Source organism: Arthrobacter sp. 10N43 (assembly GCF_056394525.1).
In genome coordinates, this window is the sequence record NZ_JBFTIA010000003.1 from 372,475 (window position 1) to 388,931 (window position 16,457).

General features: G+C 70.2%; 13 protein-coding genes and 1 tRNA gene. 5 read left to right on the top strand and 9 right to left on the bottom strand.

The window, feature by feature from the left end:
* Positions 1-89: 89 nt before the first annotated feature.
* Positions 90-1,526, top strand: coding sequence for a C40 family peptidase (locus tag AC1DDO_RS06585; RefSeq protein WP_476866975.1), 1,437 nt, complete (start codon positions 90-92; stop codon positions 1,524-1,526).
* Positions 1,527-1,583: 57 nt separating this feature from the next.
* Here AC1DDO_RS06585 and AC1DDO_RS06590 read toward each other — a convergent pair whose 3' ends face one another.
* The 6 genes from AC1DDO_RS06590 to AC1DDO_RS06615 form a co-directional block, all read right to left on the bottom strand.
* Positions 1,584-2,384, bottom strand: coding sequence for an ABC transporter permease (locus AC1DDO_RS06590; protein WP_476867081.1), 801 nt, complete (start codon positions 2,382-2,384; stop codon positions 1,584-1,586).
* A gap of 76 nt (positions 2,385-2,460) precedes the next feature.
* Positions 2,461-3,480 carry an ABC transporter ATP-binding protein gene (locus AC1DDO_RS06595; protein ID WP_476867080.1) on the bottom strand — a complete coding sequence of 340 codons (1,020 nt, stop codon included), beginning with the start codon at positions 3,478-3,480 and terminating at the stop codon, positions 2,461-2,463.
* A 115-nt stretch (positions 3,481-3,595) separates the two neighbouring features.
* Entirely contained in the window at positions 3,596-4,684 is a 1,089-nt protein-coding gene (locus AC1DDO_RS06600; protein ID WP_476866974.1) for a LolA family protein, read from the bottom strand.
* Positions 4,685-4,808: 124 nt separating this feature from the next.
* The gene (locus tag AC1DDO_RS06605; RefSeq protein WP_476866973.1) at positions 4,809-5,627 is read right to left on the bottom strand and encodes a hypothetical protein; all 819 of its coding nucleotides are present in this window, start codon (positions 5,625-5,627) and stop codon (positions 4,809-4,811) included.
* 64 nt (positions 5,628-5,691) lie between these two features.
* Positions 5,692-8,406 (bottom strand): PEP/pyruvate-binding domain-containing protein, encoded by a 2,715-nt coding sequence (locus AC1DDO_RS06610; protein WP_476866972.1) that lies wholly within the window; start codon positions 8,404-8,406, stop codon positions 5,692-5,694.
* Positions 8,407-8,446: 40 nt separating this feature from the next.
* On the bottom strand, positions 8,447-9,484 hold the full coding sequence (locus tag AC1DDO_RS06615; protein ID WP_476866971.1) for a universal stress protein: 1,038 nt from the start codon (positions 9,482-9,484) through the stop codon (positions 8,447-8,449).
* 472 nt (positions 9,485-9,956) lie between these two features.
* On the opposite strand from AC1DDO_RS06615, the gene AC1DDO_RS06620 reads away from it, so the two are divergent.
* On the top strand, positions 9,957-10,586 hold the full coding sequence (locus AC1DDO_RS06620) for an FAD-binding protein (RefSeq protein WP_476866970.1): 630 nt from the start codon (positions 9,957-9,959) through the stop codon (positions 10,584-10,586).
* A gap of 26 nt (positions 10,587-10,612) precedes the next feature.
* Here the strand turns inward: AC1DDO_RS06620 and AC1DDO_RS06625 are convergent, their stop codons facing one another.
* Positions 10,613-11,215, bottom strand: coding sequence for a copper resistance CopC family protein (locus AC1DDO_RS06625; protein WP_476866969.1), 603 nt, complete (start codon positions 11,213-11,215; stop codon positions 10,613-10,615).
* A 121-nt stretch (positions 11,216-11,336) separates the two neighbouring features.
* Here AC1DDO_RS06625 and AC1DDO_RS06630 point away from each other — a divergent pair, with 121 nt between their 5' ends.
* The 3 genes from AC1DDO_RS06630 to AC1DDO_RS06640 all read left to right on the top strand — a co-directional run bounded on the left by AC1DDO_RS06630 (position 11,337) and on the right by AC1DDO_RS06640 (position 14,226).
* Complete coding sequence (locus tag AC1DDO_RS06630; RefSeq protein ID WP_441408369.1) at positions 11,337-12,779, top strand: NCS2 family permease; 1,443 nt, start codon at positions 11,337-11,339, stop codon at positions 12,777-12,779.
* 244 nt (positions 12,780-13,023) lie between these two features.
* Entirely contained in the window at positions 13,024-14,001 is a 978-nt protein-coding gene (gene hutG, locus AC1DDO_RS06635) for a formimidoylglutamase (RefSeq protein ID WP_476866968.1), read from the top strand.
* Positions 14,002-14,155: 154 nt separating this feature from the next.
* Positions 14,156-14,226 (top strand) — tRNA-Cys (locus AC1DDO_RS06640).
* 175 nt (positions 14,227-14,401) lie between these two features.
* Here the strand turns inward: AC1DDO_RS06640 and AC1DDO_RS06645 are convergent.
* Both AC1DDO_RS06645 and hutH read right to left on the bottom strand, forming a co-directional pair.
* Entirely contained in the window at positions 14,402-14,638 is a 237-nt protein-coding gene (locus tag AC1DDO_RS06645; RefSeq protein ID WP_090579075.1) for a hypothetical protein, read from the bottom strand.
* Positions 14,639-14,789: 151 nt separating this feature from the next.
* Positions 14,790-16,382, bottom strand: coding sequence for a histidine ammonia-lyase (gene hutH, locus AC1DDO_RS06650; RefSeq protein ID WP_476866967.1), 1,593 nt, complete (start codon positions 16,380-16,382; stop codon positions 14,790-14,792).
* Positions 16,383-16,457 lie beyond the last annotated feature (75 nt).

The window sequence follows — 16,457 nt, forward strand, 5'->3', positions numbered from 1 at the left end:
CTCATGCCTGCTGGGTGATCCGCAGAGGGGCTTTTCATGTGTCAAATTCCGACCTCGCTCATTCCAGCCTGAGACTTCGAGGTTTGCCCATGAGCTGGATCGGATCCGGTCGCAAGACTGCTGTGCTCTGCACCGCCGTCGTCCTTCTTGGAACGCTCGCGCTCCCGGCAAAGGCCGCACCGCTTGCTTCCGCGCCGCTGGCGGCCGCAGTCCGCGTTCCGGCGTCGCCGGAGATCCCCTCGCCGGAAGAGATCGCAGCGGCCAAATCCAGTGAAAGCGCGACGGCGGCGGAGGTCACCAGGATCGATGGGCTTCTGGCCGATGCGTCGGCCGGCCAGGAAGCCAGCCTCGCCGCGTCCCTGCAGGCGAACAACGCGTATGGCGAGGCCCTCGTGGAGCTGGCCACGCGCCGTGACGCGGCGGCTGTGGCGGCCGCCAGGGCTGCCGCCGCCGAGGCGGACCAGGCCAAGACCCGCAAGCAGGTGGGCCAGCTGGCCGGCGATCTGTACCGCAACGGCGGCCTGAATCCTGCCCTCAGCAGCTTTGTCAGCGGCACCGGGCATGCGCTCGAAGACGCCGCGACCCTCGAAGCCGTGACGGCCGGACGCGCGCGGGCTTTCCAGTCGGCAGAAACCGCGGCCTCCGCCGCAAAGTCGCTGACCGAAGCAGCGGCGGACGCCAACCGTGCCGCCGATGAAGCTGCCACGATGGCGGAAGCGCGCAAGACCGATGCCGACCGCGCCACCGCGGCCCAGCGCCAGGCCGTGGCTGATGCCAAAGCCCAGCGGAGCGCGCTCGTGGACCAGCTGGCAACCCTGAAAAACACCACCGCGGCACTGGAATCGGCCCGCGTGGATGCCCTGGACCGTCAACGTCAGCAGGACCGGCTGGCGGCGCTGACCGCTGCGGCCGCCGCCGCGCCGCAGCCCGCCACGGGCCCGGAGCCTGCTCCTGCATCACCGGGGCGTGACGATTCGGCCGCGCAGCAGCCGGCAGCACCGGCGCCCGCTCCCGAACCGGCACCCGTCGCCGCGCCGGATCCCGCTCCTGCGCCTGCTCCGGCTCCTGCTCCTGCTCCTGTCCCGATTCAGGTTCCGGTTCCTGCGCCCATTCCCGTCCCCGCGCCGGTTCCCGTTCCCGCGCCGATTTCCGGCGGGTCAAACCAGACCGCCATTTCAGTCGCACTCGGCAAGACCGGATCGCCGTTCTTCTACCAGTACGGCGGAACCGGAGCCTATGGCTTTGACTGCTCAGGCCTGGTGCAGAACGCGTTTGCCGCCGCCGGCAAGTACCTGCCCCGCACCGCATCCCAGCAGTTTGCCCAGGCCCCCGTCCACGTCCCGCTCTCGCAGGCGCGCCCCGGCGACCTGCTGGTCTGGGGTTCGGCACCGGGCTTCTACCATGTGGCCATCTACCTGGGCGGCGGCCGCGTGGTCCAGGCCCTCAATCCCGACGCCGGCATTACGGTGACCGATGTTGCCGCCATGTCAGGGATGCAGCTCTACGGCTACGTGGCCCGCTACTGAGCCCCGTCCCCGGCGCGCCGTTCCTAAAGCTCGGCCCGTGGCCGTTCTCTTCGGAGACTAGGAGAGCACGTCCTTGGTGATGAACCTGCCGTAGGCCAGCGCCCCGAACACGGCGACATAGCCGCCCTGCAGGAGGGCGTTGACGGCAAAGGAGTCCCAGGAAACGGGCTGCCGGAGGAGATCGCCAAAGTCCAGCCAGTAATGGCTGAACAGCCACGGGTGCAGCCAGTCCAGCTGCGGCAGCGCGTCCAGGACCTGCGCGACGACTGAGAGCACTACGGTGGCCGCCATGGCCCCCACCGGAACGTCGGTCAGGGTGGAGATGAACAGGCCGATCGCCGACAACCCGAGCAGCGATACCGCCAGATAGGCGGCGATCAGCAGGAGCCTGATCATGGCCTCGCCGGTGCCGATAGTGTCGCCGGAAAGCAGGGTCACCGGCCCCACCGGGAAAAGCGCGGCGCCGATTCCCGCCCCCGTCAGGGCCACCACGAGCGGCGCCACGACGACGAACAGGGCCGTGCCGGCATATTTGACGATCAACAGCCGGATCCGCCCGGCCGGAGCCACGAGCAGGTACCGCAGGGTTCCCTGCCCGGCCTCGCCGGCGATCGTGTCACCGGCCACCACGCCGACGGTGAGCGGCAGGAACAGCGGAACGGAGACCACCATGGCGGTGACGCCGACGAACAGGCCGTTTTGGGCGATCCGGTCCAGGAAGGCAGGCCCGCGGCCCGGCGGCACGGCCGAGGAGACACGCACGGCCACGGCGATCAGGACCGGGATCGCCGCCAGCGCACACAACATGGCCCAGGTCCTGCGGCGGCGGAACAGCACGCCGATCTCGGACGCCAGCAGCCCGGCGGTCTGGGACCCGCGCCGGGCTGACGCGCCGCCCGGGGGTGCGTCCGATGGATCGTGCAAAGGTGAGCTGCTACTGGACAACGTCGAACCCCTCCCCCGTCAACGCCACAAAGCGGTCCTCGAGGCTGGCCTGTTCGGTCGCGAAGCCGCGGACCCGGACCCCCGCCGCCACAAGGGCAGCAACGACGGCTTCCGGTGCCACGTCCCGGCCAGGCCCCGCGCCGTCCGGCCCGGCTGGCGGAGCCCCCACCAGCGACGCGAACAGGACAGCGTCCCGTCCCGGGCCGCCGCGGCCGTCCGGGCCGCCTGCATCAGCAGTGCCGCCGTCGGGGGTCATCGTCGCGGCCAGGCCCAGGCCGGCCAGCACCTGCACCGCGGTACCGGGGTCCGGCGTCAGCACGCGGATCCTTGCCTGGCCCGCCCCGCGCAGTTCCGCCAGGGTTCCCTGCGCCACGAGCCGGCCGGCACTCATGATGGCCGCATGCGTGCAGATCTGTTCCACTTCGGCCAGCAAGTGGCTGGAGACGAACACCGTGGCGCCGTCCGCGGCAAGCGATCGCACCAGGTTCCGCACCTCCCGGGTGCCCTGGGGATCCAGTCCGTTGGTGGGCTCGTCGAGCACCAGGAGCTCCCGCGGGGCCAGCAGGGCGTTGGCGATCCCGAGGCGCTGCTTCATGCCCAGCGAGTAGGCCCGGACCAGCTTGTCCGCGGCGTGGGTCAAGCCCACCCGTTCCAGGGCTGAGTGGACCCGGGCGCGCCGGGTAGCGGCCGCACCGTAGGGATCCGCGGCGTCCATCCGGTGCAGGTTGGCGGCGCCGGAGAGGAATGGGTAGAACGCCGGCCCCTCGACGAGCGCTCCGACCCGCGGAAGCACGTCATCCAGCTTTCTCGGCATCTCTTTGCCCAGGACACGCATGGAGCCGCCGGTGGCCGTGGCAAGTCCGAGCAGGAGCCTGATGGTGGTGGTCTTCCCCGAGCCGTTCGGGCCCAGGAAGCCGAAGACCGCGCCTTTCGGCACGACCAGATCGACGCCGTCGACCGCCAATTGCTGGCCGAACCGTTTGGTCAGGCCTCTGGTCTCGATACTCAGCTCGATACCGGGTTCGACATCCGGCGCTGCACCCGGTTCGACATCCGGCGCCGCACCCGGCCCGGCGGCGCTCACGCGGCCGTCACTGGATGGCGGCCCGATGCCGCGCCCGCAATCACTTCTGCGCTGCGGCGGCCTGGAGCCGCTCCGGCGGGACGGAGCCGGCGAAGACCCGGCCGTCGTCGAGCACCAACACGTTCACCAGCGCGGTGGACAGGAGCCTGCCGCCCTGGACCGGAACAGTGGCCTGCTGGAGCAGGGCCGTGGCGTCCGACGCCGGACTTGCCGTTCCCGCCGGGAACTCCACGATCGAGTCCCAGCCGGAGCCGGTGACGGCGGGCTTGCCCGCGCTGTCCTTGGCGGCCGGCGGTGTGGCGTTCGCGGCGTCGTTACCGTGCTTGTGCTGCGGTACCTGGATCTCCTTGACGGTGGCGCCGGGCGGCGGACTGAAGGTGAAGACCGACGCGTCCGGTGCGCCGAGGGCCAGGCTCGTGTAGGCGACGCGGAAGGCCGGCTCGGACTGTCCGCGCGCCTTGACTTCGACGCCCAGCGGCAGCCCGGTCTGGCCGTCAACGGCTACCGCGATGGACGCGACCAAGGTGGCTTCGGTCTTCGGCGTGAGCACCAGGTTGTAGGCGGGCCGGCCTGCCACCTGGACGTCGGCGCCCACCGTCACGTCCGTGCTGGGATCGATCTTGGCCAGCAGCATCGCGGCGAGCTCGTCGGGCGTGGCCGTGGCCTCCTTGCCGGCGTCATGGCGGCCGGTGTGGCTGGCGGCGTCAGCGGGGATCTGGAGGTGGGAGGCGGTGTTGTCCTTGGAATTGTAGAACCACACGTCGTTGCCGTGGCGGACGGCGTTGCGTTCGGCCAGCCGGTCCATGATCTGGATGCGGGCGTTGTCCGGGCCGTCTCGGTAGACCCGTGCGGTGTGCGGACCTGTCAGCAGTTCCAGCCAGGCGGTGCTGGAAGAGTCCGTGCCGGCACCGGTCTTGGGCAGCTCCGGAAGACCGAGCTCGGAGGACTGTTCGAGTGTTCCGGAGAGGGCCGGTTCGCGGTGCTGGGCGATCAGCTGCAGCACTTGCTCCGGTGTCTTGGACGGCAGCGGATCCCCGGCGCTGGCGGGCAGGGATCCGGCCAGGGCGCCGGCGGCTATCACGGCCGGCACGGCGACGGCGGGCAGCCAGCGCAGCCATGTGCGCGTCATAGTGACCGCGCCCCAGGAAGAGATGGGCCAAATATCCGTGTCTGAAAAATGCGTGCCTGAGGGGTGCTCGCTTCAGTGCAGCTCATAGGTCAACAGTACGCCTGGCCCGGCCGGCCCGGTTGGCCTACTTCAGCACATTGATGGTCAGTTCCACGGCGCCCAGCACCAGCGCGAGCACCGAGGTGCCCAGGCCCGCCACGAGCAGCAGGCCGGGATGGGCGAGGCCCACCACCACCCGTTTCAGCCGCGGCCTGTCCCGCAGGAACTTCTTGGGCACGGTCCCCAGTTCCGGCGTCTGTTTCCAGCCCCGGAGGCGCCGCAGGAACCAGGCGCAGCGGATGATGAAGGCCAGCCACAGCACGGAGACCACCAGCGGGATCCCGGCCAGCAGCAGGTTGAAGCCCACCGCCGTGACCTCGCGTTCGGACTCGCCAACGAGCGACTGGACTGTTGTTGAGATCGAGGCGCTCATGACAATGGATACGCCCCACACGAGGAAGGCGGCGATCAGGGCCAGGAAGCGGACAAAGAAGTGGCCCAGGACCGTGTCCCTGCTCGGCTTCAGGTACCGGCGAGGGGTGGCGTGCAGCAGGGCCAGGCTCGCCAGCAGAGTGGGCAGCGCGGCCATGCCGACCAGCACGTACCAGGACCAGCCGGCCAGATCCAGGAATTCATCGGCCACGATCAGTACCGCCCAGGCCCCGGTCCAGGCCCACCCGGCCGTGAGCGGACGCTGCACAAGCCACGCCGGCAGCCACGCGTCCCGCTCTTCCGCCCCGGCGGCGACGGGAGTGCCCGATCCGGGAGCGCCAGGTCCGGGCGCGGCCGGTCCGGGCGCGGCACCGGGGTTTTCGGGCGGCCGGGCATCAGGTTCCGGGCTGCCCGCGGCGGGACGTCCGGTGGCTCCGGGATCCTTACCCTCGGAACCGCGCACTTCGCTCATGGCCCCACTGTAGCGATCCGGCGGGCCGCCCCGTCGCCTTCATTACGGCTCCATCATTCCGGGGTCAGCTTTCCGGCGTAACGGTGCCGGCGGCGCCGTCGACCGTGATGTTGTGGCCGGTGGCGATCAGCGCGGTTGCGTCGGGAACCCCCACCACCGCGGGGATCCCGTATTCCCGGGCGACGACGGCGCCGTGGGAGTTGGGGCCGCCCATTTCCATCACCAGGCCACCGGCCGTCAGGAACAGCGGCGTCCAGCCGGGATCCGTGGACGGAGCCACGAGGATCTCGCCGGGCTCCAGGTGCGCGCCCTGGGGGTCCAGGATCACCCGGGCCCGGGCCGTGACGATGCCGGCCGAGGCCGGCGTCCCGGCGAGCCGTCCTGCCGAACCGTCCGCGTCCGCCGGGCCACGGCCGCCGGTCTGCACCGCTTCGGGCTCGGTGCCGTCCGAGAGCAGCACGCGGGGAATGTGCCGCCGGCCAAGTTCAGCCCCGTAGGCCTCCCGGCGCTGTGCCACGAGACCCTGCAGCATGGCGCCGCGCAGCCCCACGTGGGCCTCGGTCAGGTCAAGGAAGAAAACATCGTCCGCCGCATCGATGGCCCCCGCCGCGGCGAGTTCGGCCCCGACGGCCGCAAGCTGCTGCCGGACGGCGCCCAGGGCTTCCACGAGATAGAACTTTGGCAGTTCACGCAGCCCGGCGAACATCCGGGTCCGCCGCAGCGCGGCCTTCGCAAGTGCTCCACGAAGGCGGCTGCGCTGCCCCGCCGCTGCCACGAGCCGCCCCACTTGCGCTTCGGCATCGCGAGCCGCTTTGGCGAACTGCCGGTCCGGGGCGAGCACGGGATCGTCCATGCGCAGATAGTTGGCCAGGACCCCGAGGATGTGGGTCGGGTCGTCAGACCAGCGGGGCATGCCGACGTCGATCTCGGCCACGGCGCGGTGGCCGTACCGGCCCAGGAAGTCCGCCAGCCCGGACTGCACGACCCCGGGAAGCTCCGCTGCCCGGTGACGCCGGGCTATCTCGTGCAGCTCGGCCTCCTCGAACACGGCCGCCGACGCCGGGTCCGTCCGGATGGCCGTGGCCAGCGACCAGAGGTCCAGGTCCATTTCAGTGGTCACGTTGTTGGGCAGGCCCCGCAGGACCTCCTGCAGCGCCCCGTTCCCCGGGCTCCCCGCGAGTCTTCCGGCCGCCGCGAGCAGGGCGAACCCCAGGGCGGGCAGCGGCAGGACGGCGGGGACCACGCGAAAGACGCTCCGGCTGAGGATCCGCTCCACGTGGTCCAGGCGCTGCGTGGCGGTGGCGCCGGCCGGGACCTCGAGTGCGGCCCTGAGTTCTTCGCCCACCCGGTCAGCCCGGCGCAGCGCCTCCTCGGGCCGGATGAGGGCGCGGACCAGGGTCTCCGGAACTCTGGCCCGCGCCGCCACCGGGGCGACGTGGCGCAGGAGCGGCCAGGGCGATTTGATGGTGACGGAGAACCTGGGGTCGGCGAAGAGGTTGCGGAGCACGGCCGCGGAGCGGGCCTCCATGACGTCGAAAACCCGGGGGACGATGGCCCGGCCGGCCCTGCTGCGGACCACGGGCGTGAGGTCGAAGAAGATGCGCTGTCCGGCCTCGCGGTACGGAGCCGGCCCCTCCCGGCGCGCCGGCACCGGGAAATGCGCCGCCTCCGCGACGGAGGAGGCGATCAGCCGGATGCCGGCGAGACCCATCGGCGTCAGCGGCCGGGTCAGTCCCTGGGCGAGGCTGAAGCACAGATAGACCCGCGGTCCGGGCCCGGACGGCTGCTTGTCCAGCATCGGATAGAGCGTTGTGATGGGCCTGGACTGGGTCAGCCACACGGCGCCGTCCTGGCCGATGGCCCATTCGAGGTCCTGCGGCGAGCCAAAGTGCAGTTCCGCGCGGCGGCCCAAGAGCTCCAGCGCCGCCAGTTGGGTATCGTCCAGGCTGGGCACCGATCCGGCGTCGGGTTGTGCCACACGCTCGGTGCCGCCCCCAGGCAGGGGGCGAATGAGCAGGCCCTTGTCGCCTATCCGCCGCTCGAGGATCCGCCCGGTGGCGCCGTCGAGCACAAAGTGGTCCGGGTTGACGGCCCCGGAGACCACGGCCTCCCCCAGCCCCGGGCTGGCGTCGATGACGGCCTCGTGCCGCCGGCCGGTCACGGGGTTGGCCGTGAACAGCACTCCGGCCACGGCCGCGTCCACCATGCGCTGGACGACGACGGCGAGGGACACCGCGGACGGATCGATCCCCTGCACTGCCCGGTAGGTCACGGCGCGGTCCGTCCACAGGGAGGCCCAGCATTGGCGGACGGCGGCCAGTACGGCGTCCGCGCCGACGACGTTCAGGTAGGTGTCCTGCTGGCCGGCGAAACTGGCAAAGGGCAGGTCTTCGGCGGTCGCGGAGGACCGCACCGCGACCGGAGTGTCCGTGCCCAGCGCGGCATAAGCGGTACGGACGGCGGCGTCGATGCCGGCGGGGACGTCGGCGTCGAGCACCAGCGCGCGGGCCTTCGCGGCGAGTGCGGCCAGCCCCGCCAGGTCATCGGGGGCCGTCGCGGCGAGGGCGCGGTGCACGTCGGCCAGCGCCGGGGAGGCCGTGGCGTCCAGGTACGCGCGGGTGGTCAGGCAGAAGCCGGGGGGAACCGGGAGTCCGGCCCGCGTCAGCTCGCCCAGGTTGGCCGCCTTGCCGCCGGCCTGGGCCAGCATGTCCTGCCTCAGGCGCTCCAAGGCCAGGACCGGGCCGACCTCGCCCGGATCCGGCGTCTCGCGGTGCTCCATCTGCAAACCGTCCTTCCGACGCCGGATCTGGGCCCGGGACCTAGGAGTCGCCGAGCATCGGGCCGAAGCTGGCTCTGTCAGCCAGCCGCGGGTCGTCGCGGTCCGGCACCACCATGACCGGCCCCTTGGCGTGGTGGAGGACGCCGTCGGACGTGGATCCGAGCAGCATTCCGGCGAAGCCTCCGCGCCCGCGCGTGCCGACCACCACGAGCTCCACGTGCCGGCTGGCTTCGACCAGGATGTCGACCGGAGAGCCGTCCACGAGCTGAGTCTCCACCTGCAGCGCGGGGAAGTGGCTCCGCAGCCAGGCCACGCCGGCGTCGAGCTGGACCTTGATGTCGGCGAACAGGGCGTCGCGGTCCATCGGCGTGGGCACCCAGGCCAGCGAGCCGGTGTACTGCGGCACGGCGCACACGACCCGCAGCCGGGCCCCGAGCCGTTCGGTCTGGGCTGCCGCTTCCAGCACTGCGACCCGGGCCTGTTCGGAACCGTCGACGCCGACCACCACAACGTTTTCGACCGGCTGGCGGCCGGATTTCGCGCGTTCGGCCAGGACGTGTTTGTCGTCAGTGGTTTCGCCGAGCCGGTCCGCGCAGATCAGTGGCACAGTCACCGTGGGGCACTTGGCGTGGGCAGGCAGGGCGCTGCTGACGGAACCGAGCAGCCGGCCCACAAAGCCGCCGCGGCCGCGGGTTCCGAAGACCAGCAGCTCGGCGGTTTCGCTGATTTCCAGCAGCACACCTGAGGCGTCCCCGTTTTCGACGGACGCGTCGACGTCGATGTTGTAGCCGGCGATTTTGTCCAGGGCGTGCTTGAGAATGGCTTCGGCGCCCTCCCGGATCACGGAGTCGTCCACGGTGGCGTAGCCGCCGTCGAGCCCGGAAGCGGCGAAAATCGGAACCGAGTAGGCGGTCACTATGTGCAGCGGGCGGCGGCGGCGCTCTGCCTCGCGGGCTGCCCACACGAGGGCGCAGTGGCTGTGGTCCGAGCCATCCACTCCCACGACGATTCCCCGGGGAGGCGCCGGTTCGCCGCCGGCCTCCCATGCCGGGTCCGGATGCACCTGTTCACGGCCCATTGGGTCCGCCTCCTCGCGATACTTGCCTGATGTTTCGGCTATTCTGCCAGAAGTACCGGCGCCCGGCGTCCACCGGCGAGGCGGCCCGGAATTTGTGCGCTAGAACCCCTGATTTTTCTCACTATTCTCGGTTAATTGCCAACATTCAAGACGGCCCCCGGGCGTCCCCGCCGGGCGGCGGCAAAAGGATTTACGCAGAGTTAACACGCCGTTCAGCGGCCGGGAATCCCGGGCTTTCGGGACGGTTTCGACGGGATTCAGGGCCCGAAAACCCCAGAAATTCGGCACCACGGCCAATGTCCTACCTCCTCTATCCACGGGCGGGAATCTTAGGTATCCTTCGAGGCACTGCTGAACCGAGACTGGTATTTCAGAACGCAGCCGCTGAGGCTGCCTGACCAGGCCTGGGTTGGCGTCCGGGGTTTTCCCCGCGACTGGCACCATTTCGAGGAGGGACCCTGCAGTGTCGAGCATGCCTTTGTACGGCGGGATTGAGCGGACCACCGCCGTGGTCATCGGGACGGGGCTCTCTGGCCTGGCCGTGGCCAGCGAGCTCCAGCGCCGCGGTGTCGCGTCCATCATTGTGGACGGTCTCGACCTCCTGGGTGCGGGCCACCCCGCCAACACCTCCTCGCTCCAGCGCTGCGACGCGGCGGACGCCGCCAGCCTGCGGGAGCGCAATGAAATCCTGCGGCATCTTCGGAACTACGCCGCAAGCCACAAGCTCGACGTGCGGAACAACATCCGGGCCCTGCAGCTGGACCTGCTTGAGGCCGGCACGGACGGGGCACCCACCGAGAAATGGGCCGTCCAGACCCCGGGCGGCGTCCTGCTGGCCGATCACCTTGTCCTGACCCGCTGCGCGCACAGCCAGCTGCGCCGCATGCTCTCGGACCTGGGCATGGCCGCCGGGGCGAACCTCATGGCCGCGATGCATGCCCTGGGGATGTACCTCGTGGGGGTTGGTGAGCTCATTACCCCCACGCCCAAGGAAGTCCTGCGCCAGGCCAAAGTGGTGGGCCAGGCGATCTCAGCCAAGGTCCACCCGCACGGCGTCCCCACGCTGCTGCCGGGCGGCTTCGCCCTGGCGGCCCCGGCCTGACTCCAGCTTCCTACCCCAACGCGGGGTCAGACCTCGGTGTCGCTTGCGTCGCTGCCGTTGCCCGGCGTGAGCCGGCGCTTGGCCATCAGGCCCAGGGCCACCAGGATGCCGACCGCGACGGCAACGAAGACCATGACGCTCCACGGGAACGGCTGTGAACCGGCCGGCGCCGGGGCGGCCGCCGGCGTGGTGCCCGGCTGGGCGGTTCCCATCGTGGGGACCGCGGCCGCCGTCGTCGTACTGGACGCAGCCGCCGTCGCGGTGAAGGTGAAGCTGCCCTCGATCGGGTGGCCGTCGGAACTGGCGACCCGCCAGTGCACGGTGTATTTCCCGGCCGGGGCGCCGGACTTCAGCTTCTGCGCGGCGACGTTGTCCACGATCTCCACCGGGCCGTCCGCCCAGTTGGCGCCCGTGGCGTCGTTGACCAGGATCTGCGAGCCCAGGGCCAGCGGATTGTGGTTGAACGTGACCGCGACCTGCTCCGGCGGCGCCGCTAGGGTTGCTCCGTCGGCCGGGCTGGAGGACTCCAGGGTGTCGTGCGCCGACGCCGGGCTCACTGCTCCCAACAGGACGGCCATGAGGACGACGGCGCCCAGCAGGGCACTGCGAAGCTGGCGGAAACGGCGCATGGGCAGGCTACTCCTAGTGTTGGCTTCCTTACAGACTAGGCGAAAACGCCGGGTTGGCCGTTGGGCTCCAAATAGGATTAAGGCAACACCCATCACCCCCGGAGGACTAATGCAAGACCTAATGCTCAAGCAGGGCTCCGCACTCGACCGGTATTTCAAGATCTCCGAACGGGGGTCGAACTTCTCGCGCGAGATCCGCGGAGGGTTCGCCACGTTCTTCGCCATGAGCTACATCGTGGTGCTGAATCCGCTGATCCTCTCCGGGCCCGACTCCACGGGCGCAACGCTGGGCTTCCCCGCTGTCGCCGCCGTCACCGCCTTCGTGGCAGGCATCCTCACCATCCTCATGGGCGCGTGGGCCAAGCATCCCTTCGCCATGGCCACCGGGCTCGGCGTCAACGCGTTCGTCGCCGTCACCGTGGCCACGAACCCCGGACTGTCCTGGCCGGACATGATGGGCCTCGTGATGCTCTCGGGCGTCACCATGCTGATCCTGGTCCTCACCGGTTTCCGGACCGCCGTGTTCAAGGCCGTCCCCGAGGGGCTCAAGACCGCGATCGTGGTCGGAATCGGCCTCTTCATCGCCCTGATCGGGCTCGTCAACGCGGGCTTCGTGCGGCGCATCCCGGATGTCGCCGGCACCACCGTCCCGGTCGGCCTGGGCTTCGACGGCAAGCTCCTGGGCTGGCCCACTTTCGTGTTCGTCTTCGGCCTGGTCCTGACCATCGCGCTGGTGGTCCGCAAGGTCAAGGGCGCAATCCTGATCGGCATCGTCGCCTCGACCATCCTGTCCGTGATCCTGGAAGCCACCCTGCACATCGGCCCCAGCTTTGACGGCACGAACCACAACCCGCAGGGCTGGTCCCTGGTGGCGCCGAAATTCTCCGAATGGGCGGCCCCGGACCTGTCCCTGCTCGGCCAGGCCAACCCGTTTGGCGCCTTTGAGCACCTCGGCTTCGTCGCGGCGACCCTGCTGGCGTTCGTAATCCTGCTCAGCATCTTCTTCGATGCCATGGGCACCATGGTGGGCCTGGCCACCGAGGCCGGCACCATCGACAAGGACGGCAACATCCCCAACGTCGACCGTGTACTGCAGGTCGACGCCCTGGGCGCGATCATCGGCGGCGGAGCCTCCGTGTCCTCGAACCAGATCTACGTCGAATCCGGCGCCGGCATCGGCGAAGGCGCCCGCACCGGCCTGGCCTCTGTCGTGACCGGCCTGCTGTTCCTCGTGGCCATGTTCTTCACCCCGCTGATCAACCTCGTGCCGTTCGAGGCCGTGGCCCCCGCGCTCGTGATCGTCGGCTTCATGATGGTCTCCCAGGTGGGCAAGATCGACTGGCAGGACTGGGGCATCGCGATCCCGGCCTTCCTGACATTCACCCTCATGCCGTTCACGTACTCGATCGCCAACGGCCTGGGCGCGGGCTTCATCTCCTTCGTGCTGATCCGCCTGTTCCAGGGCCGGGCCCGCGAGGTGCACCCGCTCATGTGGGCTGTCGCGGGCGCGTTCCTGCTATTCTTCGCGATCGGTCCCATCGAGGCGGCCCTCGGCATCCACTAGGGTCCGTTCGCCGGCCAGCCCCCTCCGCCCGCCGAGATGGCACTTCGCGCGCAACGTTTTCGACGTTTATCGAAAACACTGCCGCGAAGTGCCTCCCCACCCGCGCCCTAACCTCGCAAGCTCGGTCAGGGAACCCTGCGGGCATGGGCCCCCTCGGCGGCGTTTAAGGGCAGTTTCCGGGATTCCGGACAGCCCGACGGCGGCGCCGCTGGTTTTCCGGCCCGGGCTGCGGTGAGCTAGGGGCATGGTTTCTCCCGCGCTCCCCGTTGATGTCCCGCCGCAGCCCTGGACGGGCCGGTTCGACGGCGACGGCGACGAGCACCGGCGCTGGTGGCAGGCCGTCACACCCTTCACTCCCCCAACGCTCACTCCCCCGGCGGATCCGGCGGCGGCCGGCACAGGCCGGCGGCCTGCAGTCATCCTCGGCTTCGGCAGCGACGCCGGCGTGCGGCGCAACAAGGGCCGGACCGGCGCCGCGTCCGCCCCCGCCGCCATCCGCGCCGCGCTCGGCCCGCTGGCCTTCCACCTGTCCCGGGACGTGCTCGACGCCGGTGACGTCACCGTGGCCGGCGACGCGCTGGAGGCTGGCCAGGCACGTGCCGGGCTGGCCATCACCAGGCTGCTGGACGCCGGCAGGCTCCCCGTGGTGCTGGGCGGCGGGCACGAGACCGCCTTTGCGAGCTACCTCGGCGTGGCCGGGTCCGCCGCAGTCCGGGAAGGCCTCACGGTCGGGGTGCTGAACCTCGACGCGCACTTCGACCTCCGCGACGAAGCCGTGCCCAGCTCCGGCACGCCGTTCCTCCAGATGGCCCGGGCGGAAGCCGCGGCCGGCCGCGAACTGCGGTACGCCGTCGTCGGAATTTCCGAGCCGAACAACACCCGGGCGCTGTTCGGAACGGCGGAGGAGCTCGGCGTCGACTACCTGCTGGACGAGGACTGCTCGGCGGAGGCCGCACAGACGTTTGTCGCGGAGTTCCTGGCGCAAGTGGACGCGCTGTACCTGACCATCGACCTGGACGTGCTGCCGGCCTCGGTGGCCCCCGGTGTCAGCGCCCCGGCGGCCTACGGTGTGCCGCTGCCGGTGATCAGCGCCGTGTGCCGGCAGGTGGCCGCGAGCGGGAAGCTCCTGCACCTGGATATCGCTGAACTGAACCCGGAGTTCGATATCGACGGCCGCACCGCCAAGGTGGCCGCCCGGCTGGTCAATACGCTGCTGAGCTAGGCCCGCAGGGGTCCGGAGGCACCGGCCCGGTGCCGGCCGGCGTCCGGCCCAGCGTGGTCGGCCGGGTGTCGCGGAAGGTCACAGTTCTCAATGGCGGGCAACCGGGCGAAACCAATCTTGGAGTGGACCCCTTGGCCTGCCTACTCTCGATGTACGTGGCGTACCCGAGCGGCCAGGGAGCTGCCTGCAAAGCAGCGCACGCGGGTTCGAATCCCGCCGTCACGTCTGGGGTTGCTGGCCCATTCCCTGTCCCTGCGGGCCGTGGTCAGCCGCTAGGCAGGCCCCACAGAGAAAACCGGGGCCCACTCGCCTGACCGCACCACCTGGTGCGGAACGGCGAACGAGCCCCGGTTCCCTGCTGCAGTTTTGAAGCTGAAGTGTTGAAGCTGAAGTGTTGAAGCTACGCCCGGCGCACCTGCACGCCGTCGGACTGCAGGAAAAGCTGCGTCTCGGACGGCCCCGCGGGGACCAGCCAGAGCACATTTCCGCTCAGTGAGACTTCTTCGACCTCGCCGGCCGCAATGACCTGAGCGTGCTTGACGATTTCGACCCGTTCGCCGACCCGGAGGCCGCTCCAGTCGGAAACCGTCGCTGCGGATGCAAGGCGCCTGGACAGAACCGTGCCGCGTGCTTTCATAGAACTTTTACCCCTTTGTATGTGTTCTTTGCCACAACTTCATTGGTGTGACTTTCCATTTGTACTACAGTTCCCGGGCCCCCGCCTTCCGTGTCGCCAAAGATTTCGGGGACGCCGGGAATTGTTCAGCTGCCGTGCACTTTGTTTCTTATCAGGCCAGATTTCCGACGGCGGATTCGGCCGCCGCCCGGACCTTGCCCGACGCCACCAGGGCGTCCGCCGCCTCCAGTTCCGGCGACAGGAACCTGTCGGTGCCCGGACCGTCGACGACCTCGCGCAGCGCCGCGATCACTGCCGCGCCCGCGGGACCCGGCGTCAGTTCGCCGTCGGAGAGCTGGGTGCGGATGTCCAGTGCCCGCGCCGAAGTGACCAGTTCGACCGCCAGGACGCGCCGCAGGTTCTCCACCGCGCGGCGGAGCTTGCGGGCCGCGTGCCAGCCCATGGAGACGTGGTCCTCCTGCATCGCCGAGCTCGGGATCGAGTCCACCGACGCCGGGACGGCCAGCCGCTTGTTGTCCGAGACCAGCCCGGCCTGGGTGTACTGGGCGATCATGAGGCCCGAGTCGACGCCGGGGTCCGAGGCCAGGAAGGCGGGCAGCCCGTGCGAGCGGGCCGGGTCCAGCATCCGGTCGGTCCGGCGCTCCGCGATGGAGCTGAGGTCCGCGACGGCGATCGCCAGGAAGTCCAGCACGTAGGCCACCGGGGCGCCGTGGAAGTTGCCGTTGGAGCTGACGCGGCCGTCGGGCAGGACCACCGGGTTGTCGATCGCGGCGGCCAGTTCGCGGGAGGCGACCAGGGCGGCGTGGTCCACGGTGTCGCGGACGGCGCCGGCCACCTGGGGTGCGCAGCGCAGCGAGTAGGCGTCCTGGACCTTGGTGTCGTTGATCCGGTGTGAAGCCACGATCGGGGAGTCGGACAGGACCCGGAGCATGTTGTCCGCGGAGGCGGCCTGGCCCGGGTGCGGGCGGAGCGCCGCGTGCAGTTCGGGCAGGAACACCTGGTCCGTGCCGAGCAGCGCCTCGACGCTGAGCGCGGCGGTGATGTCCGCCGTCGTGAGCAGCTGGCGGATGTCCGCGATGGCCATCAGGAGCATGCCCAGCATGCCCTCGGTGCCGTTGACCAGGGCCAGGCCCTCCTTCTCGGCGAGGGTGACGGGTTCGATCCCGTGTTCGGCGAGGAGTTCCGCGACGGTGCGGCCGCCCTTGGCGCCGTACAGTTCCCCGTCGGGGCCGGTCGCTTCGCCTTCGCCCATGAGGACCAGGGCGCAGTGCGAGAGCGGCGCGAGGTCGCCGGAGCAGCCGAGCGATCCGAATTCGCGGACCACCGGGGTGATGCCGGCGTTGAGGACATCCACCATGGTCTGCAGGACCACGGGGCGGACGCCGGTGCGGCCGGAGGCGAGGGTCTTGGCGCGCAGGAACATGATGCCGCGGACCACTTCGCGTTCCACGGCCGGGCCCATGCCGGCAGCGTGGCTGCGGATGAGGGACTTCTGGAGCTGGGTGCGCAGCGCGTTGGGGATGTGCCGGTTGGCCAGCGCCCCGAATCCGGTGGAGATGCCGTAGGCCGGGACCTCGCTGTGGGCGAGGTCGTCGATGTGGGCGCGTACTTTGGCGACCGTATCGAGGGCGTCCTGGGCGATGGTCACCTGGGCGTCGTGGCGGGCGACGGCGACGACGTCCTCGGGGGTCACGCCGCTGGAGCCGAGGGTGACGGTGAGCGGTGAGTGGGTGGTGATGGTCATTGTTATCTACCTAAATCTGATGGTTGAGCCGGGCGCCCCCGCCGATTGCTCCGTAATGGCCCTTTTCAAGGCTCA